General features: G+C 59.5%; 18 protein-coding genes and 6 pseudogenes. 4 read left to right on the top strand and 20 right to left on the bottom strand.

Annotated features, from left to right (window positions below; all coding sequences use genetic code 11):
• Positions 1-9: 9 nt before the first annotated feature.
• The 8 genes and pseudogenes from IVA96_RS21965 to IVA96_RS21930 form a co-directional block, all read right to left on the bottom strand.
• Positions 10-1,158, bottom strand: a complete 1,149-nt coding sequence (locus IVA96_RS21965; protein ID WP_247419191.1) for a hypothetical protein — start codon at positions 1,156-1,158, stop codon at positions 10-12.
• 318 nt (positions 1,159-1,476) lie between these two features.
• Positions 1,477-1,963, bottom strand: a pseudogene (locus IVA96_RS21960) (transposase); the annotation flags it as partial.
• A gap of 412 nt (positions 1,964-2,375) precedes the next feature.
• Positions 2,376-3,558 (bottom strand): annotated as a pseudogene (locus IVA96_RS21955) (IS91 family transposase).
• Positions 3,559-3,564: 6 nt separating this feature from the next.
• On the bottom strand, positions 3,565-3,960 hold the full coding sequence (locus IVA96_RS21950) for a tyrosine-type recombinase/integrase (protein WP_346347909.1): 396 nt from the start codon (positions 3,958-3,960) through the stop codon (positions 3,565-3,567).
• A pseudogene (locus IVA96_RS21945) lies at positions 3,958-5,289 on the bottom strand (IS66 family transposase); the annotation flags it as partial. The gene IVA96_RS21950 and the pseudogene IVA96_RS21945, both read right to left, overlap by 3 nt.
• Positions 5,290-5,382: 93 nt before the next feature.
• Positions 5,383-5,730, bottom strand: coding sequence for an IS66 family insertion sequence element accessory protein TnpB (gene tnpB, locus IVA96_RS21940; RefSeq protein ID WP_247419190.1), 348 nt, complete (start codon positions 5,728-5,730; stop codon positions 5,383-5,385).
• Positions 5,727-6,098 (bottom strand): transposase, encoded by a 372-nt coding sequence (locus tag IVA96_RS21935; protein ID WP_247419189.1) that lies wholly within the window; start codon positions 6,096-6,098, stop codon positions 5,727-5,729. Before IVA96_RS21935 ends, tnpB begins: the two co-directional genes overlap by 4 nt.
• 991 nt (positions 6,099-7,089) lie before the next feature.
• A complete protein-coding gene (locus IVA96_RS21930) occupies positions 7,090-7,275 on the bottom strand; it encodes a DUF2934 domain-containing protein (RefSeq protein ID WP_247419188.1) in 186 nt (61 codons plus the stop codon).
• A gap of 506 nt (positions 7,276-7,781) precedes the next feature.
• Between IVA96_RS21930 and IVA96_RS21925 the strand changes: the two genes are divergently transcribed.
• Both IVA96_RS21925 and sugE read left to right on the top strand, forming a co-directional pair.
• Positions 7,782-8,795, top strand: a complete 1,014-nt coding sequence (locus IVA96_RS21925) for a radical SAM/SPASM domain-containing protein (RefSeq protein ID WP_247419187.1) — start codon at positions 7,782-7,784, stop codon at positions 8,793-8,795.
• A gap of 111 nt (positions 8,796-8,906) precedes the next feature.
• The gene (gene sugE, locus IVA96_RS21920; RefSeq protein WP_247279066.1) at positions 8,907-9,221 is read left to right on the top strand and encodes a quaternary ammonium compound efflux SMR transporter SugE; all 315 of its coding nucleotides are present in this window, start codon (positions 8,907-8,909) and stop codon (positions 9,219-9,221) included.
• 224 nt (positions 9,222-9,445) lie between these two features.
• Here sugE and IVA96_RS21915 read toward each other — a convergent pair whose 3' ends face one another.
• From IVA96_RS21915 to IVA96_RS21905, 3 genes and pseudogenes are all read right to left on the bottom strand, one after another.
• Positions 9,446-9,565, bottom strand: coding sequence for an inorganic phosphate transporter (locus IVA96_RS21915; RefSeq protein ID WP_247334058.1), 120 nt, complete (start codon positions 9,563-9,565; stop codon positions 9,446-9,448).
• Between the two features lie 1,037 nt (positions 9,566-10,602).
• Positions 10,603-11,124 (bottom strand): thermonuclease family protein, encoded by a 522-nt coding sequence (locus tag IVA96_RS21910; protein WP_247419186.1) that lies wholly within the window; start codon positions 11,122-11,124, stop codon positions 10,603-10,605.
• Positions 11,125-11,462: 338 nt separating this feature from the next.
• A pseudogene (locus IVA96_RS21905) lies at positions 11,463-11,860 on the bottom strand (energy-coupling factor ABC transporter permease); the annotation flags it as partial.
• Between the two features lie 706 nt (positions 11,861-12,566).
• Here IVA96_RS21905 and IVA96_RS21900 point away from each other — a divergent pair.
• Positions 12,567-13,400: pseudogene (locus IVA96_RS21900) on the top strand (RMD1 family protein).
• Positions 13,401-14,371: 971 nt separating this feature from the next.
• Here IVA96_RS21900 and IVA96_RS21895 read toward each other — a convergent pair.
• The 8 genes and pseudogenes from IVA96_RS21895 to nifH form a co-directional block, all read right to left on the bottom strand.
• Positions 14,372-14,755: a hypothetical protein gene (locus IVA96_RS21895; RefSeq protein ID WP_247419185.1), complete on the bottom strand. Its 384-nt coding sequence runs from the start codon at positions 14,753-14,755 to the stop codon at positions 14,372-14,374.
• A 561-nt stretch (positions 14,756-15,316) separates the two neighbouring features.
• On the bottom strand, positions 15,317-15,613 hold the full coding sequence (locus IVA96_RS21890) for a ferredoxin family protein (RefSeq protein ID WP_247279062.1): 297 nt from the start codon (positions 15,611-15,613) through the stop codon (positions 15,317-15,319).
• Positions 15,614-15,654: 41 nt separating this feature from the next.
• Positions 15,655-16,962, bottom strand: a complete 1,308-nt coding sequence (locus IVA96_RS21885) for an FAD-dependent monooxygenase (RefSeq protein WP_247419184.1) — start codon at positions 16,960-16,962, stop codon at positions 15,655-15,657.
• Between the two features lie 11 nt (positions 16,963-16,973).
• Positions 16,974-18,086, bottom strand: a complete 1,113-nt coding sequence (locus IVA96_RS21880; RefSeq protein ID WP_247419264.1) for an electron transfer flavoprotein subunit alpha/FixB family protein — start codon at positions 18,084-18,086, stop codon at positions 16,974-16,976.
• A gap of 1,152 nt (positions 18,087-19,238) precedes the next feature.
• Positions 19,239-19,571, bottom strand: coding sequence for a nitrogenase stabilizing/protective protein NifW (gene nifW / locus IVA96_RS21875; RefSeq protein WP_247297554.1), 333 nt, complete (start codon positions 19,569-19,571; stop codon positions 19,239-19,241).
• A 118-nt stretch (positions 19,572-19,689) separates the two neighbouring features.
• A pseudogene (locus IVA96_RS21870) lies at positions 19,690-20,845 on the bottom strand (homocitrate synthase); the annotation flags it as partial.
• Between the two features lie 586 nt (positions 20,846-21,431).
• Complete coding sequence (locus IVA96_RS21865; protein ID WP_247419261.1) at positions 21,432-22,127, bottom strand: nitrogen fixation protein NifQ; 696 nt, start codon at positions 22,125-22,127, stop codon at positions 21,432-21,434.
• A gap of 99 nt (positions 22,128-22,226) precedes the next feature.
• Positions 22,227-23,117: a nitrogenase iron protein gene (nifH, locus tag IVA96_RS21860; protein WP_026233535.1), complete on the bottom strand. Its 891-nt coding sequence runs from the start codon at positions 23,115-23,117 to the stop codon at positions 22,227-22,229.
• Between the two features lie 522 nt (positions 23,118-23,639).
• Here nifH and IVA96_RS21855 point away from each other — a divergent pair.
• On the top strand, positions 23,640-24,194 hold the full coding sequence (locus IVA96_RS21855) for a peroxiredoxin (protein WP_247279058.1): 555 nt from the start codon (positions 23,640-23,642) through the stop codon (positions 24,192-24,194).
• A gap of 815 nt (positions 24,195-25,009) precedes the next feature.
• Here IVA96_RS21855 and IVA96_RS21850 read toward each other — a convergent pair.
• A complete protein-coding gene (locus tag IVA96_RS21850; RefSeq protein ID WP_247419259.1) occupies positions 25,010-25,207 on the bottom strand; it encodes a hypothetical protein in 198 nt (65 codons plus the stop codon).
• Between the last annotated feature and the right edge of the window lie 521 nt (positions 25,208-25,728).

Genomic DNA, 25,728 nt, shown 5'->3' with positions numbered 1-25,728 from the left:
GCCCCCTGGTTATCTGGGCCCAGTGTCGTTCTTCGTCGCGCCCGATCTTGCGATCGCACGGTCCAATTCCCGGCGTAAGACTTGCACCTCGACCCTGGTCTCCTCGAGTTGAGCGCGTAGTCGCTGAAGCTCCTCCGCCGGAGCTCGCGCTGCCATTGCATCGACCGCAGCACGAACGTCCTTTACGTCGTCCTGTGCTCTCTTGGCATCGGCTCCGGCTTGCGTTGCTGCGACGGAGACCGTTGAAGCCAAATTATAGGCTGCAATGACGTTCGCTTTGACGGACTCAAAGAAGGAGAACAAGCCGACCACCACACCAGCGACCGCGAGCAGACCGCCTCCGACGAAAATCTTGTTTGTTCGCTCGGCTCTTGTTGCCGCATCCACCGCCTCTTGCGCCTTTGAGTTGGCGTCCGCAACCACTCCGGGGATGGAACTTCGGATCGGCCTGTTCTTGCTTGCGCGGTCAAAGTAGTACTCCGGCGGCTGGTTGTTTTTCCGGGGCTCGGTAGGGTCAAATTTGGCGACAGGACGGTTCGTGACGATCCCATGCTTCGACGGATGGGACGTTTTGGTGAACTCCATCCATATCAATCCCTCATCGCCACGGATCGTGTATTCATCCGACGTCAGATTGTGGAGTGGAATGAGCAGCGTTCCGTGAAAACCCGGATCGACCAGCGGCCCCGTCCCAAGAAGAAGCCCTCGGTGAACATGCGTTATTCGAAGATTGAAACGAACCGCGATGTATTGAGGAAGGCGGAACGTAATGTCTATCTGAACAAAACTGATCGAGTTCGCAGGGAGGGTAATTGTGCCGTCCTTCGCGACAGGGACTGATTTCTTGCATCCCGCCTCGTCCCAGTAGATAAATCGTCCACCGGCATTAACTTCGTACGAGGCGGATTTGAGGCGTCCTTTGTCGTCGTCGAACGGATGAATCATTCCGGTCTGTCGGACGTAAGCCTTAATGTGCTCGGACGACAGAAGCGCCGGCGGAATATCGGGGAAGGGATCGATGTCCAGCTTATCTCCTTGGTATCGGGCCGATCGAATTTCCGCTACATCATCCGTTAAAGCGTATTCGGTTTCGGCTGGGAAAGTTGGAAGGCCGTTTCCTTCTGCGTTGGGGATCGGCGGATCGCTAGGAGGCAGCATTGAAAATCCTCGTAGGGGAAGCGGCACTATTTCTGACGATGTCCTTCGGGATCGCCGGCGCGACCGTTGTGACATACGTCGGCGCCGCACTCTTACGCAACGTGCGCAATGATGTCGAAAGCTTATTGGGAAGTCTACCGACTCGAGTGGTCGAGGATAAAGCTGAAGCCCGAGAAACCAATAGAGTAAAGGCGTGGAACGAGCTTATCTGGTTGCTCGCAATTCGAAGTGCCCCCGGTGCAATATTGGCCCTCTTCGGCTTCCTTCTCCTTTGCACGCTTTCAACGAAAGTCCTAGATATCGCAGCATCCGCACCGATCCCCGCAAGGGCGCCATATCGGTCCTGGTCCAGGTCTCGTCGATGAAGACCAGCCGCTCAGCTTCGACGCGACCTTGATATTTTGTCCACTGGGCTCGCCGCCGCGCGACCTCGGGTCGATCCCGTTCGCCAGCCGCCACGCTTTTTTTTGAAGCTGAGCTTCTCGGCATGCACGAAGTCCCACACCGAATGGTAGTCGACCTTCAGGCCGCGTCCGGCAAGCTCGGCAACGAGCCCGCGTATCGTGAAATCGCCGTCCTTGATCCGTTGCGACAGCCAGACCGCAGGCTCTCCCGAAATCGCCTTCGGCTTATGACCGCCCATCTGGCCCGGAGCAACGCTCCCGGTCTCGTCGACCCGCTTCATCCAGCCAATTGCGGTGCTGATCGCGACCCCAAACTGCTTGGCTGCCCGATTGCGGGACATCCCGCCCTCAATCGCGGCCACGACACGCTGGCGAAGACCCAGAGAATAAGGCTTGCCCATCCATGCTGGCCTCCCGCCCAGCCAGCATGGTGAATCAGAAACGAACTGATTTGGGAATCTTGAGGGTTCTGTGAGGTCGCGTGGCAGGCGCGAGCCGCGCACTCTGTCCTGCGTGCGACCTCATAGAAGCCGGATTGAACGAAGCTGCGGAGTTGTGGGCGCTATGGGAATAGTGCAGCGGGTGCGGTTGCGGGGAACGCGCGCCTGTGGTCGCCGCGCGTCCCCGAGTCATTCATCGGATGTGAAAGGCCCGATTGATCGGGCCAAGGGCGCGATCCGGCGAGCGATTTGCTGCGCTGGGATGCGTGGCCGAACGATTGGCCGGGTGTTCGGTGACGAGCGCGGCCATGGCGACTTCGGACGTCGCCGTGGAGAAGGTGATCACCGAAGGGGCGAATGGTGCAGGCGCTGGTCATGACGTATCACAACGAAACGGATGGTCGCGCGCGTAGGCTCGCGGCACGACATCGACGCGCCGCATGGTGCCGCCACAATACGGGCAGACGGGGATCTCGCATGTGGCGAGGGGATCGTCGCCGGCTCTTTGATCAGTCGGCGCGTTGCGGACAGCAAGGAGTTGGCGGCAGAGAGCGATTTTATCGTTGCGTCCGCCATTGGCAAGGAAGCCATAGTGGCGGATGCGGTGGAAGCCGTCCGGCAGGGAGTGCAGGAGAAAGCGACGAATGAACTCATCGACATCAAGCGTCATCACTTTGGCTTTACGATTCTGCCGATAGTCCTTCCAGGAAAAGCTCACCTTGCCGTCGGCAAGCGAGATCAGCCTACTGTTGGCGATGGCGACGCGATGCGTATAGCGGCCGAGATAAGCCAGCACCTGTTCGGGCCCGCCGAATGGCGGCTTGGCATAGACGACCCAGTCGGTCCGTCGGAGTTGTGCGAGGCGCTCGCCGAATGCGGCGGGATCGGCGAGACGGACGAGATTGCCAAAGAAGCCCAACTGGCTAGCCGCGAAGGCAGCTTGCAGCTCTTGCAGAAACAGGCGGCGGAACAGCCGGGAGAGGACGCGCACCGGCAGGAAGAAGCCGGGCCGGCAAGCGACCCAGCGTGTGCCGTCGAGCGAGGGTCCACCGCCGGGCACGACGCAGTGGATATGCGGATGGTGTTGCAGGGTCTGGCCCCAGGTATGGAGGACGGCGGTCACGCCGAGCTGAGCGCCAAGATGCTTGGGGTCGGCCGCGATGGTGGCGAGCGTCTCTGCCGCGCAGCGGAACAGGATGGCATAGACGACGGCCTTGTTCTGGAAAGCGATCTCTCTGGCGGGGGCCGGTATGGTGAAGACGACGTGGAAATACGGTACGGGAAGGAGTTCAGCTTGCCGTTCGGCGAGCCATTGCGCGCGCGCCGAAACCCTGGCACTTCGGGCAATGCCGATTGCGACAGGAGTTGTAGGCAATGCGGGTGGCACCGCAGTCATCGCATTGCTCGACATGGCCACCGAGCACAGCCGTCCGGCATGCCGCGATGGCGCCCATGACGCGCCGTTCGACACGGCCGAGATGCTCGGCACGGGCTTGCCGAAACGCTTCGCCATGGCGGCGGAAGATCTCCGCCACTTCCAGAACCGGAGCCATCAGGTCCGCTCAGCCGGGCGGCACGACCTCCAGGCGGAGCCGATCCAGCGGACTTGGCGTATTGCTGATAGTCTTGGTGGCGACTTGGGTATAGCGCGCCGTGCTCTGCAGACCGGCATGGCCGAGCAGCACCTGGATAATGCGCACGTCGGCCCCGTTCTCCAGGAGATGGGTCGCGAATGTGTGCCGCAGCGTATGCACTTTCACCGACTTGCTTAAGCCGGCCGCAGCACAGGCTGAACGGCAGGCAGCGTGCAGTACGTTCGGGACGAGCGGACGCTCATCGTCGCGGCCGGGAAACAGCCATCGTTTTGACCGAGTGAGCCGCCAATACGTCCGCAGAATCCTCAAAAGCTGCGGCGAGAGCATAACGAAACGATCCTTGCCGCCCTTGCCGTGCTCGATCCTTCCGTCGTGGACAAAGCGAGCAAAGCCTTCCCATCGGTTGAGCAGATAATTGATCGGCTTGATCACGTTGGACGAACGCGAGAGCCGGGCGGATTCCGCCCGTAGCCAAGCCTCAAAATCGCTCAGCAGCGGCGCGCTTCTGTCTTGGCGGACCCGTAGCCGCTCCGCAGCACTCGACCCATGGATCTCGCGCTCGATCTCGAACAGCTGGTCAATTCGACGAACCGCTTCCAGCGCAATGGGCGAGATCGCCGTCGCCGATCTTCCGCGGCGAGCGTTCTGGGCGATATCGGCCAGTTCGAAGAATGCTCTGCGGCCGTGCGCCCAGCAGAAGGCGGCCGTGGCGGGCACCGCCTTGCGCCCGGGATCGAAGAGCGCGTTGAACCCGCTATAGGCGTCGGCTTGAAGGATGCCGGCGAAGTCCTGAAGATGCCGCGCCGGATGTTCGCCGCGCCGATCGCGCGAGGCGTAAAACAGCGCCGCCGGCGGACCTTGCCCGCCAAATGGCCGATCGTCGCGGACATAGGTCCAAATCCGCCCGGTATCCGTCTTTCCCTTCGCCAGGATCGGGATCTTGGTGTCGTTGCCATGGAGCCTATCGGCGGAGAGCACATGGGCTTCGATCAGTTCAAAGATGGGCCTGACCGCGAACGCTCCGGCGCCAACCTGATCCGCCAGCGTCGAGACCGACAGGTCGATCCCCTCGCATTTGAAGCGCTGGCTCTGTCGGTTCAGCGGCTGATGCTGACCAAATTTGTCGTACAGGATCGTCGCCAGAAGCTGCGGTCCGATATAGCCCCGCGGCGTGGCATAGAACGGTGCCGGTGGCTGCGTGATCGCCTCGCAGTCCCGGCAACTGAACTTCTCCCGCACCGTGTCGATCACCTTGAACCGGCGTGGGATCTCCTCCAGCGTCGAGGTCACGCTTTCGCCGAGCTTCGACAGCCGCGCCGACCCGCAGTAGGGGCATTGCGTCGGAGCCGGCAGGACCACGCGTTCTCGCACGATGTCGTCGGGGAAGGCCTGGCGAACGGGCCGCCTGCGCTCAAACGAACGCACCGTCTGCGTCTTGCCTGCTGCCTTCTCGGCGGCGAGTTCATCCTCAGTTGCGGCCGCCTCAAGCTCCTCAAGCTCCAGCTCTAGCTAATCGAGCAGCCGCGCCGATCGCTCCGAGCGCGTGCCATATATCGTGCGTCGTAGCTTCTCGATCTCGAGCTTGAGATGGGCAATCAGCGCTTCGGTGCTCGATTGCTTCGCCTGGGCATTGGCCGCTTCAGCAAGCCTGGCTTCCGCCGCAAGCCTGGCCGTGCGTTCGGCCAAAATCATTGCATGCGCGGCGGCAAGATCGGGCGGCAGGTCGGCGCTGGAGTCCATGGCCAGATGGAATCACATTCGCTGCCAAACTCAAATGACAAAGTCTCAGCCTACGCTGGTCGGACGCCAGGACTCTTGGGGATTGCGCCAGTCGATGCCGGACAGCAGATAGCTCATCTGCGCCTGCGAGATCGACACCACGCCGTCCGCCAGCGACGGCCAGACAAAACGACCTCTCTCGAGTTTTTCCGTAAACAGGCATGCTCCCTGGCCGTCATGCCAGATCACTTTCAATAGATCGCCCCTGCGTCCGCGGAAGCAGAACAAATGACCACTCAGCGGATCACGGCGCAGCACCTCTTGCACCTGCAACGACAGTGAGGCGAAGCCTTTGCGCATGTCAGTGTGGCCCGTCGCCAGCCACACCCGAACTCCCGTAGGAACCGGGATCATCGCGGATCCAAAATCTCGATGATCCGGCGAAGCGCCTCAACATCGACGCCCGCATCAACAATGACGCGTCGCCCGCCAGCCAGCTCGATCTCAATCCGACGCTTCGTCGAATGTGCGGTCGCGCTCTCCGATGAGGCCGCCACCGACGCCACGGGCCCGCCCTCGGCCATAACTGCCCTGACAAACCCAGCCTCGGATTTGGTTCGGTTCGCTGCGAAGGCTCTTCGCCAGGTCACCAGCAGAGAACGTGATAAGCCGTATCGCAGCGCTGTCGCCGCAACCAGGCGCGGCTCGGATAGGCTTTCCAAAACAATCCGCGCCTTCCTCCTCAGACCAGCGGCGCCGCCGGCCTGTATCAACCACTTCAAGTCGATTCAGAGTACTGATCGTCTGGCTGTCCATACGTACAGTTCTCAACCATCAGCCCAGCCCGCCGCAAGGCGTCTCCCCTCGGAGGCTTACGCCCTGAATGCGAACTCGGCGAAGCAGCTCTGGAGGCTTATCGCGCCACGTGTCGGCTGGAGGAAGCTCCAGCAAAAATGCATATTCTTGACCTTGACCTCAACGAAGTGGCTTCGGTGCTGGGTAATGCCCGCGCGGTTTGCGGAATATCACCGTCGACTCGCGAGCTTTCTGAGATTGAGCGCCATCCGCAGATGCTTGTCTAGGCGACAGAGGGATATCAATATCACGCCAAGCACAGTCTTTCCGGGTGCCTTTTTTGCCAGAACCCATTGTCACAGGAGCGAATGGGTGAACTCGGCGAGGCTATTGAAAGCGGCGGTATCGACAGAGTCCTCCACGCTATTGGCCAAGCTCGCGAGAAGATAACCTCCGCGCAACTCCAGCTGTCGAGTATCGCGGCTCCAGATGAGAGGCACCTAATCTCCTCGCTGAAAGACTCTTACGATCGTTCCGTCTCGGTGTTCAACGAGCGATTGGGTCAATTGAAGCTAATAGCCTCAACGAGGGCTAGCGTTCTCGACCAGATCCGATCATGCGATTGCACCAGGCAAATACCTTGGAAGAGAAGGAAGAGATCGAGGTGACGGTCGCTGACAACGAGTCAGCGAAGTCCCACTGCCGCGTGTGGCGCTGAACCCGGGAGATCTCTCAAGTCCCAGTCGAGAAGAGGTTCTGGCGTTATTGAAGCCAGGCGGCGATCGAACGCGCACCATTTGCGCGGTCGCGGGCGCACTGATTGTTGGGTTTGTGCTCGGATGAGGACAGGATGGCGTTCGGACGGCAACACGCGCCGACACCGTGCCGAGTATTGGTCGGATCGACTCCATCGTGCGTCGGGGCAACCGGTGGATCGTTGCAACAGCTAGTGGATTGATCTCGACGCCAAAAAGGCGCTCAGACTTCTCTTCCGGTTTTCTTCAGCGTGTCCGGCGTCTTGAGTTCATGACGGATCAGCTCTTCGTTCAGCTGTCGTTCCGCTTCTAGATAGAACTCTTGATCGCGCCCCTTAGGCATTCCGGCTTGCTCCCACAGTTGATATGCGCGGCGCTCGACGTCCTTCTGAGTCAGAGGACCTACCATTGCGTGACTCCTAATGAGAGCAAGGGCGGCTTAGGCTGGCCGCGTCCGAGAGTGTCAGTAGCACAGTGTAAGTTGGCTTCCCTGACCTTTGACAGGAGATTCACATGCCTACGGATTTTTCACCTCAGATTTTGGATCAGCTGCTTGGTGGGGCACTCGCAATGGGAACTTCGCGGGTCGATGCCGACCACGTTGATCATGATGACGTGGCGCTCGGGGCGGCGGCTACACCGTCACTTTTCATAAGAAAGCTGCCATTCAACTCATTCTCGAGAGAGCTTGAATCGCACGTGGCGTCATATTGTACGCTATCGATTGCGTAGAGTTGCGCTTCCGTTGCGGCATTTGGGACGACATTTATCGCGGACGTGTCGAGTTATGGACAGTACCGCCAATGGCATGACTGATGCTTGTTGGAACAAACGAGACGTTAGACCAACCCCATCGAGGCATGTGCATTCGACAGCCCTCCAATCCTGCTGGACTGGGGCGCTAAGGAGAGAGCCGTGGCGCTTTCTTCATCTGTCGCGATCGCGCTTGCGACCGTGCCGTGTCGCGCTGATGGACGACGAATCGAGAATGATGCATGGGCGAATCGGCATGAGATGCAAATCGACAGTCCTCTCAAGCTCTCTTTGTTCCAAACGCGGAGCGCGGAAGTGGACAATATAAAATCGATGACTCTACAGGAGCTGCGCTCCGCAATCAGTGGCGGCAGGGTCTTGGAGATAACGACGACAACGGGCTGTGTCGTCGGATGTTCTTATTGCCCGCAGGACAAGTTTGCCGAACGGCAAAGAGCGATATCCGACGTGAAGCATCTTTCTCTCCAAGATTTCAAGCGATGTCTGGCGCGCGTACCAGCAGCTGTCGACATCAGCTTTTCCGGGTATTCGGAGCCTTGGCTCAATCCGGCTTGCACCGAAATGGTTGAGCATGCCTATGCTTGTGGCCATGGAATCCGAATTTTCACAACCCTGGTAGGGATGAACGGGCGGGATCTAAGACGCTTGCGTGCGCTGCAGTTCCGCGTTTTCCTGGTGCATGTTTTTGATGACGGCACGCACATGAATAGTGGTCTCGTCAGGCGCAACTATGTCGATTTGATGCGCCAACTTGTCGATGCCGACATTTCATCGTTGCTCTTCATAGTCATGGGCGAGGTGCATCCCGAACTTATCGGCATAATTCCTGACGAAGCGCTGGTTCGCTCGCGTCCGCTGTGCAGCAGGGCTGGCAACAGCGAGAAGATGGTTGGAGCGCGGCAGCCAATCGTTGGAGCACTGACATGTCCTGACGAACGGCAATATCGTAATGTTCTTCTCCCAAACGGCGACGTTACTTTCTGCTGCATGGATTTTGAGCGACGACACGTTCTGGGCAACCTTCTCCGCGACAGGTACAAGGATCTCTTCGAAGGGGCAGCTTTTTGCAAGATTGCCGATCGCATGAACGGAACGGACGGCTTTCTGCTTTGTCGATCGTGTGAATTCGCCGAACCGATAACGTCGGAATGCTGATTTTTGAGAGAAGTTGACCCCTCGAAGTGAATCGCGAGCCCTGGCAAGGTGGCCTTCCAGCTCATCACCACATCAGCCGCGGGACGACCGTGCCATGAACGGAGGGCCGCCATGGCCTGGAGCATTTTGTTGGTCGCCGGCCTGCTGGAGGTCGCCTGGGCAATCGGCCTCAAATACACTGAGGGCTTTACCAAGCCCGTTCCGTCCGTGCTCACGCTCGCGGCCATGGCCGGCAGCGTGATCCTGCTCGGCCTTGCTCTAAAGACGCTGCCCATTGGAACTGCTTATGCGGTTTGGACCGGCATCGGTGCGGTCGGCACCGCAGCGCTCGGGATCATCCTGTTCGGAGAACCGGCCGCCGCGTTTCGCCTTGCCAGCATCGGGCTGATCGTCGCCGGCATTGTCGGGCTGAAGCTCGTGTCCTGACGAAAACATCGAAAGCATTGACCCCATCAGGTCAGCGCCGCAACGATCGCCGAGGCTGGCACGTAATTCTCTCCAGGCATAGACGATCGAGCTGGCCACGTTCCAGCGCACCGCTAAGGGGCGCGGCGCCGATAATGGCGAGGAAAGTCGCCAAGAACAACATGCTGATGCAATGCCTCTGGACCGAGACCATCTGGCCGCGACCTGGTCGTGACGCGAAAGCCCTAGCGCACGATACGCCAGCCGCCCATCAGGGTCCCCCCGGCATCGGTCTGGCACAATAGCACCACCCAGAACGGCACGAAGAATTCGCTGCCGAGATCGCCGTGCGAATAGAACGGCAATGAAACCCAGCTATTTTGGTGGGCCTCTGGCGACGGTCACGAAAGGTCGCTTGCCGGAGTTATAAGAAGCCTGATCTCCGGAGCAGCAGGGGAGAAAATGCAGACCGGCAGATCGTGTTCGTTTGCTCCGAACTGCTTCCGACCATCCCGCGTCGGCACCATCGGGGACTGCCGACCAGTTCAATTCTTAGATCGCAGTCAGGTGAGCTTGCGATCTCTGAGTGAGCTCAGCTCCGCTCCTCGAATTACCGGTGCGACTTCATTGTGTGGTTCCTACCCGCCCGGCCAAATGCTGGGCCTATGTCGGAGCAGCCGTGGCTTGAAACGGCAATCGCGGCCGATATTGCCAACAGCAGCGAAGTCCGGAAAGGTACCTATGCGGCGTTCCCGCGGCAAAGGGCGCAATTCGACTGCCGTCGTTTCGATGGCCCCTCGGGGCGGCGTTGAGCAAGCGTCGCACCTGCTTGGTCCATCAGATTTGAGCGCGAGTGTATGAGTTTTGGCGGGACAGCATCTGGCGACCTCTGGGAATCAAGCTGCGAGCTCTGGGCATGTCAAAACCTGAAAGTTTGAGGCGAATGGCGTGGAGGTAGGCTGCATCCCAAGCCTCATTCGTGTTGCCTACCTCGCCCAGTGGTGCCTTGAACGCCAGTGGCCTTCTTTCTTCCGCTCAACCTGTACCCGGCGGAATCTGATTGTTGTTCCGTGCCACGCCTTTGTCTTGTTTAGGCTCCGGAGAGCCCGCCATTCTTCCGAGTAAATGCGGCTCTCTCTCGAACTCGAAAAGGCGCCGCCTTGGCATGACCGCGAGTCCATGGTTCCGAAGAATTACGCCGAGAACGAGGCGTTCCTGCGGAGCTTGCGATTTTCTGTCTTGCGACTTTCGCGCTTACGAGAGCTTGAGACCGTCCTACTTCTTTGAGCATGGTTGGGCGGCAGTGGTAAGCCTGCTCACTCCCGGTCGACGCCAGCTCGCCCGTGACTGTCACTTTGTGCGGAACCGACTCTGGCATATATTCTGGTCTAGGGAATACGGGTCAAGGGTGTGCATTCGCGTCGTCAGAACAGCTGGCTGGTCGACCACCTAACCGAACGCACGCTCGATATAGCCAAGGTACGGCAAAGCTGCCCGCCCACAAGCCCAGTCCGGCACGATCGGCCGCGCGTTGCGCAGCGTGGTATCGTCCCCTGGAGTATCGCGCCCAATCGAGCACGAGACCGTTACGCACCAACCATTCTCCGAGTTCGATGCCATCAGCTGAACAGATCGCCATCGTCCGTCCACACTCATCCTCCAGGACTGACAGACAACTGACTTCGCGCTCTGCAATGAAGATTTCAAGCTCGCTCGCGGCCCTGAGGCCACATCGATATGGATTGACGTTGATATCTCGGCACATTTGCGTCTTGTCCGGCGCGTCGATGCCCCAGAGCCGAACGCGCGTCCCGTGAATTTCAAGAGTGTCGGTGCTGATGACCTTTGCCGGCCCCGTCAATTCGCCGGCAAACACGATGCTGCACAGTGCGAGTATGGTCAACACCACGATCAATCCATACATGGCGATCTTCTTTGTCGAACTGCGAACATTCCGGCCGACTGCAGCAGAGCATGGGAAGCCGCCGAACGGCGTGCCATCGCGGCTGTGATTAGGAGGCTGCTAATGTTGCATGGGTAACCTCGTTCGACGGATGAATTCCCGTTTATCAGCAGCGCAAGACGCCCCTGGTGTCCAACCCCGCCCCCGATGCTCTGCGACCAGGCTGCTGCGCTGACCGCATCCCGCCATTCGTCCACGTCGTTGCGGCAGTTCGCCTTGGCCGCATCACGCACCAGCAGGTCGAACTCGGTAGTGCGCGTCCGCTCACTAGCGACCGCGCGATAGGCGGCCTTGGATGGAATGAGCCGCTTGGCGAGCGCCCGGCTCGCAAACAGCGGCACTAGAAGCGTCGTGGCATTCATACCATATTGCGGCAGATCGGTCGGAACAAAGAGGACGCCTTGCAGCAAAAGGCCGAGCGCAAGACCAAAGGCAGCCGGCGCCGCGCCGAACAACAGTGACCGCGTCGAGCGCCGCACGAAGTGCACTTCGGAGACCCCACCCGCAAAGTGCGGCAGGTTTCGAAAAACGTGAACACAAGGCCCGTCGCGGCGATGGCTCGCATAGCAAATGACAGAGCGCCCCGCTCGCTTATGGTCTCGACCACAAGCTTGGCGATGACGCAGCCCGTCGCAATGCCTGTCGCGTACCTCAACACGAGCTTGGCGCCTGTTACTATTCCCGGTTCGATATGCACGGTCTCAAGTCCTTTCTGCCGTTGTACCCGGGCCTTGGCTGGACGTCGTGTGGCTGACGGTTGAAAACGGCACTTCACCTTCGCCACCCTCGGTCCACTGGTAACGTCCTGTTTTCGCCAGATCGGACCGGGTGTGCACTCCGCCTTCGCTCGGTCATTGCGACATTTCATAGCAACAGCTATGCCAGCGCCGCTGCAGCGGTTAAGGCTCTGATTGCCTTGAAGCATCCGGCGGCGCGCAGGATTCGCCGTGTTCTGTAGCCGACATGCTCTGGAGGAAATTGAACACACATCGCGGCCAGTCTTTGGTCAACCTGTGCCGTTTCAGACAATCATTTTCGCTCGCCCATTGAAGCGGAAACTCCTGACGCCGTTGGCGCGAAGACACCGGTTCGGCATCAATCTTGCTCGACCTTGTTTCGAGGACGACGCCTATGGCGCAGCCAAATGTTTGGCGGCCCGGGTCGTCGAATTCCTCCAAGAGTTGCTGGGTCATTCGATTGACCTTGCGGCCAAGCATGCACGAACATGGAAATGGCGACGCACCCATCCAAACTTCGAACCGGCATTTTCTGGATCGCAGCATCATCTCTCAGCGACGCGCCCGGCAAATTCCGCTGCACCATCTGCGACGAAGTTCTGGACGTGTTTGAAGGTCCCGGGGGAACGCTATCGTGTCGCAGTCAAACCGGATGCTAAAGTGAACATGGATCAACTTACGCCCGGTAAGCCTGCCGTCTCCGAACAGACGGCGGCCGCCTCGATGCTGAGCATTCGCGCAGTCATGCTGGGCGATCGCATCAGCCCGTCGGCTCTCGAAATCGGAACGCTAGTGTCCTCGACGCCGGTCGCTTTCCGCATTCATGCGGGCCTTGTCGTGATCGTCCGCTATGGCGTTGTAGTGCTCATCGGATTGTCGCCCTCGGAAGAAACCGCTCTGATCGGAACCCTGATATCGCGGGTCATCGGTGAACTCAGCTCCTATGAGGAGGAGAGCGCGCAGGCGCAGCTCTGCAATGACCAGAGCGCCGAGGTCATCCTGCCGGTCGGGCGGATTTGTCTCAGAGAATTTAGCGACGATCGGCTGCTGCTGATCGCCGATACGCTAGCCAAGAGCACGGCGCTGGAGCGAGATGAGCGCCGTGTCGCCGCGGTGTTCGACGTGATCGAACCCTTTGCACGCGAACTAGCCGAGCGCGGCCGGACGCCGCGGGGCCGCAAGGGCATTCTCCAACTGATCGGCAATGCGCTCCTGGTCCCGCAGCGCGTCGCGGGCCGCGTCGCCATTGCCGAAAAGCCCGACGCACTCTGGGAGAAGCCGGAACTCGAGCGGCTCTATTCGCGTCTGAAAGACGAATACGAACTGAAGGAGCGTCTTGAGATGCTTGAGCGCAAGCTGTAGGCCATATCCGGAACGGCTAACGCACTGACGGACATCATCGACACACGGCGCTCGCTGCGTCTTGAGTGCGTTATAGTCGTGCTGATCGTGATGGAAGTTGCGATCGGATGCTTTCAGATTATTACAGCAGCTCACTGAGTGCGGCTGGCCGTAGCGCGTGGAGGCGCCTTCGTGGGGTTTGAGCGGGCCTACTGACCGACCTGACCAAGCGTTGACGTGGGACCCGCCGTTCGGCCGCACTCAGCTGCGGATTTCGGCCATGTCTTCGCCGTGCTCGTGGACGCGAGGTTCGGCGAAATCCCGGTGCGCTCGCGAACACAGCAAATAGCCGGGGCGAGTTCGTTTCCCCGAGGATCGAGCAAGGATAGGGGGTGTATGGCAGACGCGCGGCGGAGCGTTCATGTCGACGATCCAGCGCCACCCAAGAAGGCCCTTTTGCCCAATTTGCAGCGGGCCGCCACTCAGCTTCTCTGCTGTTCTCGACTTGGTCGCGGAATACTTGCCAGGCCTTGCCCCGCCCCCCAGGCGCAGCCAGCGACTACCGAAACAACGTCGGTCGATTTCACCAGGACGCCTCACTGGGTTGAGCGACTGCCTTTCGCCGCTTTGCCACATCGCCGCGGCTCGGTCGACGTGTCCTGCCGTGATTTCCCTTGCGTGGCTGTTAGCGAACGGTTGCATGATCCGCCAGCGCGAAAAACGCGCGCAGCAACTGGACATGAAAGCTCAGAACTGCGGATCTCGCCCTCGCTAACGCGAAGGTCGCCGAGCTTGACGCGGCCGGGGACTGCGACGGGGCGTGCATAGCGGCTCCGCGTCAGCGATAAATACTAAACGGATGACAAAGGAACTACGCCGCAAATTTCGATGCGGTTTTGAGCTCGCAAGCATGCGCCGAGATTTTCTGACGTCCCCATCCGCTCTGGACATTCCATCTTGCAGGACTGTCCCTCAAAGCCCCCTGGACACTCACGCACGCTCGGCAGCTCCTCTAAAATCCGCTTCCGAACCGATCCAGGCATGGCGATCCTTCGCTGGCTGGTTCAGGAGCCCGGCGAGCCTGAGGCCTTCAAGGACTCCCTCGAGCCGCTGTTCGCGAATGATTGCGGCTAGCGCGAAACGGCCTCCTCCCGATCCACGGTGAAGCAGACGTCAGGCGCTCGCTCAACCAACAGGTCCAGCAAGGTCGGAAGGTCAGCGACGTGGTGGCCTAAGGTCGAAACCACATCATTCGCGAGATAGCTCGCCAAATCAGCATTCGGCAGCGGATCAAAGTCCAAGTCGACCTCGGCGCGCTTCTCGATCGCATGTCGTATCAACTCGCGCTGCCGTCTTGCATTCATCGAGAGCATGAACACCGCATCCGCGAGGTTCTCGCGCGGCAAGCTTCTCAGTTCGGCTATGCGGGCCTGGATGTCGCCGACCGAACTCTCATGGCGTGCTTCTGCTCGCCGCGCGTTAGCGGCTGCCCTGCTCGTTTGTAGTCGAACCATCGTCATGCTCTCCGGCCGATCATATATCCCCCCTATACAGGCGAATGAAAGTGCAAACTTGTGTGCTGCATGCGCGCAGCCCGCCTGACGAACGCGCAACCGGCGGTCGCGCGAAGGAGTCACAAAGCGCTAATTTCGTGATCCGCTCGTACCTGTCTGTCTACAAGGCGCTCGATGGCACGTTCGTCGGGCCGGCGGCGCAAGCGTAGTCCTGCTTCGAGCGTTCCGTTTGTAGGTGATAGGCAGCGTCGCGAGGCAGCGGCGGCAGGCGGATCGCCGCGAACTCCAAGGAGGACGAACCGGCCAGATATTGGGGAAGAGAACCAGGATCCGTCGACAGATCCGAGATGGACAACCTAATCCCGCCAATGCGTTGCGCCCTGTTTCGGATCCGCTCGCTTTGGCTATCTCCGAGCATATTATAGCGGAACCTGGCAAGGGCGCGCGCGGTAGATGGAAAGATCTGGACTCGATTGAATCAGGTGAAATCTCAATTTCGCGCGTGATCTCGTTGTATCGCGAGAACGCCGCAGCCTGCCAATCAGCCGCTACCCCGAAGCTTTAACCAAATTTGAATAGCACACCGTAACCGCCACGTGGGTAGCTCCACTCGATATCGCCACTTTCTTCGCAGATCACCCGGCAGGTACCGCACTCGATACATCCGTCGACTGTCACCTCAACATGACCTTTATCGCTGAGCTCGTAGCACCGTGCAGGGCAGGCCTTCAGCATCGATAAGAGCCGCGAGGATGGTGTGGTGTGCGGCCGCACCTTGATATGGGCGCGGCCGGAATCAACGAGATAGCGGTTGTAGAACAGTTTGTCCTCGACACGTCGGGATGGCTCGCTCGGCATTGTTTCTGGCTCCGTCGTTCGTCGTTGTCTTTGGTTTGTGATCACCGCCAGGCCCGGGCAATGCGCAGGGCATCGCTGAACAGTCCACTCCACGACCGCGCCTTGATGAACGAGCTCAGCATCAGCTTCTCTTTCTCAAGCTTTGGTGTGCCGTCGACGCGCACGTAATCCTGCATCGCCTTGGAGAAGAGCTGCGGATATGTGAGAAAGAAGTTCTGCGAGTGGGTATGCATAAGTGCCGGCATATCCTTGTACTTCTTCAGGTCCTTGATCACGAACGAATCATTCAGCAGCTTTTTGTAAAGCGAAAGATTTTTGGCCGTCATCGGATCATTTCGCGATTTGATAAGGCAGATCGCTTCCGCGGCGATACGGCCCGACGTCATCGCCAGATTGGACCCCTCGCGATGGATGGCGTTGTTGAGCTGGGCGGCGTCTCCGACAACGACCCAGCCCTCACCACAAAGCTGCGGGATCGCCTTGTATCCACCTTCGGGGATCAAATGCGCGGAATATTCCTTTACTTCCGAACCCTCGATCAACGGCGCGACGGACGGGTGACGCTTGAAGCCCTCGAGCAGGCCGTAAGGCGTCTCGCCGGTACGCTGGAAGTCGGCAACAAGACAGCCGATACCGAGCGATATGCATTCCTTGTTGGAATAGATGAAGCCCATACCGGTCATGCCGCGGGAGATGGTTCCGGCGGCTTCGATGACGAGCCCCTCGTCGCCTTTGAGATTGAAGCGAGCATCGATTGTCTCGCGCGATAGGAAATGCATCTCCTTGACCGCGAGTGCGACCTTGTCCGGTTTCGGCCGCCCTCTTAAGCCCGCACCCGTCCCCAGCACTCCGTTCACCCCCTCGGCCAGCACGACGACATCTGCATGGATTTCACCCCCATCTCGGTCTGTGCGCACCCCGACGACCCTCCCATCGGAATCCTGGAGGAGCTCGGTCACCGTGGTCTCGCACAGCACCGTGGCGCCGGCCTCGCGGACCTTCTGCGAGAACCATTTATCGAACTGGGCGCGGATGATGGTGTAGCGGTTCGGCTTTTCCTCGTTGAAGTCATCGGAGCGATAGTGAATCCCGGTGTGCGAACGCTCGTCCACGATCCAGAAGCGTTGCTCGACGAGATGCCGCTCAAGCGGTGCATCTTCTCGGAAATTCGGGATCAGCTTCTCCAGCATATCGGCATAGAGGATGGCGCCTTGCACGTTCTTCGATCCCGAATACTCGCCGCGCTCCAGCTGCAGCACTTTTAGGCCCCGTTCGGCCATGATCAGCGCTGCCGCATTCCCGCCCATGCCAGCACCGACGACGATCGCGTCGAACCTTTCCTCGATCATAACAAGCTCCCCTAACCAGCGATGCGGTCGTGCGAGTGCGGCGACAGCTGCGCGCGGAATGCAGAGGTCAATGCGGGCAACAGTCGAATGGCGTCGGTGACGATGCCGATATGGGCGAAGTCGAAGATCGGAGCGTTCTTGTCGGTGTTGATGGCAACGATGAGGTCGCCCCCCTCCACGCCAACGCGATGCTGGATCGCGCCGGAAATACCGGCCGCGATATAGAGCTTTGGCCGAATGGTTTTCCCGGTCTGGCCGATTTGTCGGTCCGAGGTGACCCAGCCCTTCTGGACCAGCGGCCGCGAGCAGCCATATTCGGCGCCAAGCACGTCCGCGAGCTGCTGTACCAGTTGGAAGTTCTCAGGCGACCCCAGACCGAGCCCTCCAGCGACGACCACGTCGGCATAGGCAAGGTTGGACTTTTTAGAATCGCGGTCTGGCAGGAACGACAGCACTTTTGTGACGATATCTTCTTCTACAAGCCCGAGCGGGTGCGAGATGACGCGCCAGACCGCGCCGGTCACGCGCTCGGGCATCGGCATCACGCGCGGACGGACGGTTGCCATCTGTGGACGGTAGTTCAGTGTGTAGATCGTGCACAATAGTGAGCCGCCAAACGTCGGCCGGGTCGCTGCAAGCGAGCCGTCGGCATCGACATCGAGCTCGGTGCAGTCGGCAGTTAGGCCGGTGAGCAGTGTGGTGGCCACTGAACCGGCGAGATCGCGGCCGAGTGTAGTTGCCCCTAGGAGTAGGATTTCCGGCTTGTACGTATTGACCAGCTCTGACAGGGCCTTGGTGTAGGATTCATTGCGATAATCGGCCAAGAGATCATCCGCGACGATATAGGCGAGGTCGGCGCCGTAGCAGAAGGATTCGGCGACCGCCTGCTGCGTTGTCTCCCCGACTGGGCCGATGACAACCGCGGCGAGGTTAACGTTGAGCTTGTCGGCAAGCCGTCGGCCGGCACCCATCAGCTCCCAGGAGACGGGGTGTACTATCCCGCGTTCCTGCTCGATGAAGACCCAGACGTGCTTATACGCTTTGAATCGTTCGGGCAGCTCCCTCTTGGTCGCCGCGCGACCACCACCCGCGGCCGGAGCTGCGCTTTTGGGTGCGGTGCTCATCATCTGTACTCCCATCCGTGTTCAGTAGCGGCTCGCCAGCGACGCGTGCTCCGCCTCCAGCTTTGAATTAGCGGGTGAAGATTGCTTCAGTTAACGTTCGGCCGCGTGCCCGCCGTCATTTTGTCAACACCGCCTGGCAGCAGCGCGGGGCCGAGACACCCATTGCTGGACTTTTGTCGACGAGCCCGGAAGCACGCGCTTCGGGTTCTTTCCGGGTTCGGCATTCTGGGGCAGCCACCATTTGGCAACTAGTGAGGCACGCAACCGCGCGGTCACGCGAGCCGATCGATTGGTCCCCCTCATCCTCGAGATGCAACCGAGCTGGAACAGATCGAGGACCTACCAGAGGCTCGGCTGGTGCCATTGTCGGCCGCGAGCTTGCCGGTGAAAACGCGATCCATTACTCTGAATGCCCTCGCAATCTTGCCGATTGCAGCGACACGCCCGCAACTCTTGGCGAGGGCACGAGGGCCGGCGGTGAAGCCGCCCGTCAACGGCGCCGCGCGGCCGGCGCTGGAGAGCAAGGGGTTCCCCCGGGAAGTCTCGGCCATAGATCGGCCAACGGGAGTGATTTCGTCGACGAATCTTTGGCGCGGATCAAGCGCAGCTTTCAGCTCAGCCAGGCCGGAATATGCAACCATCGCTTTGGCGTCGTGACGCATCATGATGCCGACAGGCAGCGCGCGCGAAACTGCGTGGCGTCCAAAACAAACTCGATGCGGACCAAGATGTGCATTCGCTTCTCCAGACTAGCTGAGCATATGTCAGCAATTGTCGTACCAATTGCGCAGACGATGAAAATTGACCGCCAATACAGAATCATACTGAAGGAAATCGGATTGGCAGCCTCTCACGAGGATCGGAACATTCGAAACCGTGCTGACCCGTGTCCGGAATGCGACAGAAGACATTCATCCGAACCTTGCTGCGCTTTCCTCGCCAAATATGCGCTCCCCGCTGCCGGCGTACCATTGCAGGAGATAGCTGCATCATGAGACCAGCTTGAAACGACGGAAATATCCGGGCTGAGCCGTGATTACCCTTAAGGAGCCGAGTGTCCAAGCTGCGGATCCGCGAGGCCGTAACTGCAACTTGGGTCGTTGGCAGGTTCTCTGAACCTTCACGCTCCAGAGCACGAGATATAAACTCAATTCACTCCAAAGAACCGAGCTGCACCAATGCTGGATGCTTGTTCGGTTGTGGTGCGGCCGCATCCTTCAGGACCTTGAACACGCGCTGTTCGATCGGGGAGGACGTGACGAAGTCGGCATAGGCGCGCTCAAGCGTGGCCTTGCAACGCGAGGCGATGTCAGGATCTGATGCACCGGTAAACTCCTCGCCGGCGAGATATTGACCCATGCGACGCAGGATATGAAGCCGCGCCACGTCGATGATTTTCGCATCGTACTCGACGCCGAGCAGTGCAAAAAACTCCTCTGCCGCCGAGGCCTTGTTCAATTGCGAAAGAATCCCGTCCGTCGTCATTTTCAACCTCCATTAGATCCGCGCCGAGAAACCGTCCTGGCTCGAATGTTCCAACCTGATCGCGCGATGCGCATGGCTGACCACCCGATCGCCCTCGGTTGACGAGCGATCTCTCGTGAATGTCGCGCCAGATCGCCACCACCGTTTTCTGCGAAACCGGACCTTTGTGCTCGATGGCATGCTTGCTGACGCGCGCGAGAATGGTTTCGGTTTGCTCGGCGGTGACCGAAAGCTGCAACTCGGACAAGAGCGAAGTGATAGCGGCAAGGCCTGAATGCTTGCCGATCACAATGCGGTGGGAGCGGCCGAGTAACCCCGGGTCCAGCGCTTGGTAGGTGGGCCGGTCTTTTCGAGAGCCCACGTGGATGCCGGGTTTATGGGTAACGACATGCTCGCCGTCAATCGCCTTGTTGAGCGCAATGGTGCGGCACGCTGCGGCTGCAACGGCGGCCGCGAGCTTTTCCAGTTCAGATACCAGCACGCCGGTATCACGGCCGTAGAGCTGCCTAACTGCGACGGCAGCTTCCTCCAGCGGCGCATTGCCGGCTCGCTCGCCCAGTCCAATGACCGTCACAGAGGCGTGCGTCGCACCGGCCTTGATCGGCGCCAGCGTATTAGCCGTCGCCAGCCCAAGATCGTCATGGCCGTCGAATCCGAGCTCGAGATCGGTGCTGGCGCGCAGTGCGGCCACGAGCGCGAAGGACGCGTCGGGATCGAGCACGCTCAGCGTATCTGCGACACGAAAGCGCCGCGCGCTGGCCGCCTTGGCGATTGCGATCAGGTCGACCAGGTCGATCAGGAAGTTGACATCGGCACGCGAGGAGTCTTCGCCACCCACCGCAACATCCAGTCCCTTGGTGCGAGCATAGGCCATGAAGCGCTTCACCCGCTCCAGCGCGGCCAAGCGGCCGCCACCGAGTTCGCTGCAATCTGCACGTCCGACGATGGAATCGAAAGGCTGACCATCGAAACACCGGCCTCGATCGCCGCATCGACGTCCGCGGGTTTCATCGGCACCAGCCGATGATCGTGGCCGCAAGGCCCGCTTCGGCGACCGCTCGGATCGCGGTAATCTCTTCCTGACCCATCGCCGGCGTTCCGGCCTTGATCTGCGTGACTCCGGCCGCGGCCAGCGCACGCGCGATCGAGACCTTTTCCGGTGTCGTGAAGGCCACGCCGGGTGTCTGTTCGCCGTCGCGCAAGGTGGTGTCGTTAAGGACTATGGACCTCGACCGATCTTTGTCGGGCCCGGTGATTGCGGCGGCGAACGCCATCAGCGGCTCCGTATGTTTATTCCGGAAGCTGTTCAGCAACTGCTGTGCCAACCCGCTCGAATTCCCAAGAACCTGTGAATGACGCCGAATTTCAGATTAGTCGGGTGTGTCGCAAATCCGACAGGGTGGAAACGGCGGAGCGCCAGGTTCGGTGCGTTTGCGACCGAGCTGAAGGCAGGCGCCGAGCTTGGAAGCTTGCTAGCCGGCCAACGGTTCGGGCCTCACCTCAAGCTACAGCACTTCGGGGAAGGCGCGTGCATTCCGGCGCTTATCGAGGAAGATTTTTGAGCCATCGGGTTCGGTCCAACCACAAGTCGGTGTTCGTAAATAAGTTCAGCGGGGCGCGATCAAGAGGCGGATGTTGGCGTCGATCGTCGCGTCAACATAGAACATCTCGGCGGTAAATGTGACGGTCGCCTCCGCCAGTTATCAAGCCGCGATCATCAGGCGCCGCCGCGTCCAGCTTAGGCCGCCTGCGCGAAGTTGTTTGTCTCTTTTCAAACCCTCAGTCTCGTCATGTGACAGCTGGCCGAAAGCTCGTCCGATACACCGGGACTCGCGCCAGGAGGGGGCATCCATTATGAGCTCAGTCTTGCGAACTTGGGATGGGTTGGACTGAGTCATCGAGACGACGCAGATGATCCCGCCGGCGTCCGGCCATCCGGCTCTCCCCGCTCTCCTCGCCGAAGCAAAGATCAAAATCATTGCATTCCGTGCAGACCGGCGTGGTACACATCACCAGACCGTCATCTTCGCATAGCGTGCGATAGAAGAAGCGCTTCCAGCGCATGTTCTTGGTGTTGCGAGCCGCCAGCGGCTCGAAATGGCGCATCAGGAGGCGGGACAATTCGTCCCGCTCCCGCAGACCGAGATCTTCCCACAGGTGATTAGGCTCCATGGCGCGCCGCGCGATCATCGTCGCGAGCCAACCGCCGACCTCGCCATGGGTGGAACGTTGCGCAAGCAGGAGGTCGCGCACCATAATCGTCTCGTCAGGAGCCGGTAACGCGGACTGTTCGCGCCAGGTACAACTCCTGACTGGGGTGGATGGGAAGTATTGCACCAAGAGCGCATCGAGCTCCTGGGTAGTCAAGCCAGCCCGTTCGGGAAGTTGGCCGCCATCCATAGCGGATGCGGCGAGAACGCAAGCGAGCACATGGCGATCGAAATCGTCATCGTCGCTGATGTCGACTTCTGTTGGATGGCGCCCGGTCAGAAGCCCGTAGAGCTCACTTGCGTCGCGCTGCTCGGCGATGTGAGCTGCTGATACAGGAGATGACATCGTATCGGCCAATTTGCTTTGTGTGCCAATCATGAAGGTCCCCCAGCTTCTGAGTGGACGATGTCGGCCTTCCCCGGTCGAGAAGGCCGACAACATCAACTATGCCGAAACAGCGGCGAGCTCGGCGGCGGTCTTGCCGACCAGGCTCTCGTCGACAGGCTTGATGATGCCGTGCTCCATGAGCATATCCTCGAGCTCGTCCATGCTGATTGGCGTCGGGATGGCGCCTTGTCCTGCATTATTGTGGATCTTGGTCGCGAGATTGCGATAGTGATCCGCCTGCTTGGACTCTGGCGCGTATTCCAGCACAGTCATGCGGCGCAGCTCCGCGTGCTGCACGACATTGTCTCGTGGCACGAAGTAGATCAGCCGGCTGCCGAGCTTCTTGGCAAGAGCATCTGCCAGCTCCAGCTCCTTGTCCGTCTGCCGCTCGTTGCAGATCAGGCCGCCGAGGCGCACGCCGCCGGAATTCGCATACTTCAGAATACCCTTGGAGATGTTGTTGGCGGCATACATCGCCATCATCTCGCCGGACATCACGATGTAGATTTCCTGTGCCTTGTTCTCGCGGATAGGCATCGCGAAGCCACCGCAGACAACGTCGCCGAGCACGTCGTAAGAGACATAGTCGATGTCCTCATAGGCGCCATTCTCCTCCAGAAAGTTGATCGAAGTGATCACGCCTCTTCCGGCGCACCCCACCCCCGGCTCTGGACCGCCGGACTCGACGCATCGAATGTCCTTGTAGCCGAGCTTGATGACGTCCTCGATTTCGAGGTCCTCAACGCTGCCGGCATTCGCCGCCAGACTCAGAATGGTGTCCTGCGCTTTGGCGTGCAGGATGAGGCGAGTCGAGTCCGCTTTGGGATCACAGCCAACGATGAGAATCCTTTGACCCAGCTCAGCAAGAGCCGCCAGCGTATTTTGCGACGTTGTCGATTTACCGATGCCACCCTTGCCATAAAACGCGATTTGTCTCAGCGAAGACATGTTGCTCTCCATCAACCGATTGCCAATTTTTCGCGCGGAACGCGCGAGGCTGTTTCTCTCTCTCAGAAACGTGGGCACACGGGTTTCGGGAAGGAGGCCATCGCTCGCCATCGGCGTCGGCGTGCCCTCAGCCCTCACTCGTTGTTGCTGCATCCAGTTAGCAACTGGCGTGCCATTCGTTCGCACGCGCGTTAAGCATCTGACTAGGCTCGACTAATAGCGCAGCGTCCGAGACTGGATGCTGTGGCGGACCCGACAGCGGCAAGAGCTCTGAGACAAACCTGACAAAGCCGGCGCGTGGATTCCACTACGAGTGCCGGGCGAAAGAGCGCGGAACGGGGAATGCCGGGCCAAGTCAATTGAGGACCATCCGGTGCAGATGGGGTTCGAGGACACGCCAGCATCAAAGGCGAATGTTCCACGACCGGCATGATGGGTACTTGCCGGCAGATGGGTGGCATATCGCTTGCTTTGCCAGTCGCGGAACGCTGTTTCCGTGTAACGCGATGTTGTGAGGACAATATGCCTGGAATTGGAAGTAAGTTGCCGCCGTTCGACATCACAGGCGTGAAGCCCGGCTTTCACCTGCAAGAGGAGAACGGGCAGAGCGCCTTCGAGACGCTGACTGAGAGGAGTTTCCCCGGAAAATGGAAAGTCATCTTTTTTTACCCGAAGGATTTCACATTCGTCTGCCCAACCGAAATCGCTGAGTTTGCTCGCCTGTCCAAGCATTTCGCCGATCGCGATGCAGTCGTGCTTGGTGGCTCGACCGATAACGAGTTCTGCAAGCTCGCCTGGCGGCGTGAGCACAAGGATCTGCACCGTCTATCGATCTGGCAGTTTGCCGACACCAAGGGCGCACTGGTCGATGGCCTTGGAGTGCGATCGCGTGATGGCATCGCGCATCGCTACACCTTCATCGTCGATCCTGAGAACACGATCCAGCATGTCTATGCGACAAGCCTCAATGTCGGCCGCAGCCCGACTGACACGTTACGCGTTCTGGATGCGATACAGACTGATGAGCTCTGCCCTTGCAACCGCGAAATCGGCGGCGACACGCTTAAAATTGCCTGAGGCAACATATCGAAAGTGCAGCAAGGAGCAGCTCCCGCATTCGAAGGACGTCAGATTCAATCGTTTGTGGGATACGAGATGAGACGATCTTACCGCAAATGCGGCCTGCTGCTAGCGAGTGCGGCCCGCAATTCAATTCTCATTGCCGACATGGAGTCTGCCGCGGCCGCCGCGCTGTCCGCGCGCGGCACTCGCGGCGGCGAAATCCACGGTCTCGATGATAACGATGAACAATGTTCACAACTGCTTTGCTCACCTCACAACAAATCCCGCATACAAGAGGATGCCGGCGCGGCTCCGCATGAACATACAAAATGCTTGTACGCTTCTGCGCCTGCTGTCTGCACATCTCCTGCCGGACTACCTATGTTGTCGCCGTAGGCCGGATCGCGGCTATTCCCTTCTTTCTGCGGCTTGCCGGCCGGCAGCATCATCAGAGCGATCTGCGTCAGCCGCCGGCCGCTAATGCTGTAGGCCGACGATGTCGGCCCCCCGGACTCGGAAAAATGGTGCCAAGCTCCCTGTTGGGGGCAACTAGGTTCCAGTCGCCGCGCCTCGAGAAGTATCGAGGCAGAGGGAGATGGCTCAGCGCCGAATGACGTCTACCGGGCGAGATGATGATCCGCCGGCACGCTCGCGGACCGTATTTTCCCAGCTCAGTAAATGTAAGCCGCTCAGCAAACCGGTCAGCTCGTTCATCGCGCGAGCTGCCCCTCGGGCGCAGGGACCTGAAAAGATCAGGTGGCCCGAGGGTCGTAAGCCGCCTGGCCGTCTCGATCATCACGCCGGTCAATTTCCGAACATTCACGCGTATCTCAGCGCTGGTGACCCAAGCCAATCCCCAAGGTACGTGCTTTCTGTCTTAGAGAGCCCTCGGATCGCTTCATAAGCTTTGAAACCCTAGCTACAGGGGTGCGGGCCTTTGAGTGCGCTTTGAGCAGCTTGACGTCATCCTTACTATACTCTTTGCGCTTGGTGCTTTTTGCCACGTGTTCTCCGATTTCGCTTTGCACATTTGCCTGCAGCGTCTTGTTTTGGCGAAGACGCAACTGCTTCCCATTACCATATCAATGGTCATCGACAACTATTCAAGCGGATTTTTCTCTTCGAGATAAGACTGGAACTACACGCGAATTTGTCCTCTGTCCTCTGGATCTTTATCCGCGTGACAAACCCGATTTTCGACGTGCACGTCAGCCCCTTCAACATGGAAGCAAGCCATAGAGAAGGGACGCTCGATGCGTCTTCGAAAAACAACTCGAAAAGCGCTTCTTGCTTGAATGCGCCGACTTCACTCACCAATTTCGTAGTATGATATTTCCAGGCGCCAATACTATTGATGGAGTAGCGCGGATCGGCCGGGACAGTCGCACTGCCTCACTTTGCGCGCGCATCAACGGGCCTTCACGGCAAGTGCACGGCGTTACCGCGCGAAGAGCAAACGTCTTCTCCTATTTTCTCAAGTCCTGCGGACTTAAGGGCGAGTACTCACAAAGCCAAATCTTGCAATGCCTGACCGTTACTCCTCGTCAGC

It is taken from the genome of Bradyrhizobium sp. 159 (assembly GCF_023073795.1).
In the GTDB taxonomy this organism is placed as follows: Bacteria; Pseudomonadota; Alphaproteobacteria; order Rhizobiales; family Xanthobacteraceae; genus Bradyrhizobium.
Note: the sequence above shows the minus strand (reverse complement) of the source record. Positions and strands in the feature narration are given on the sequence as shown.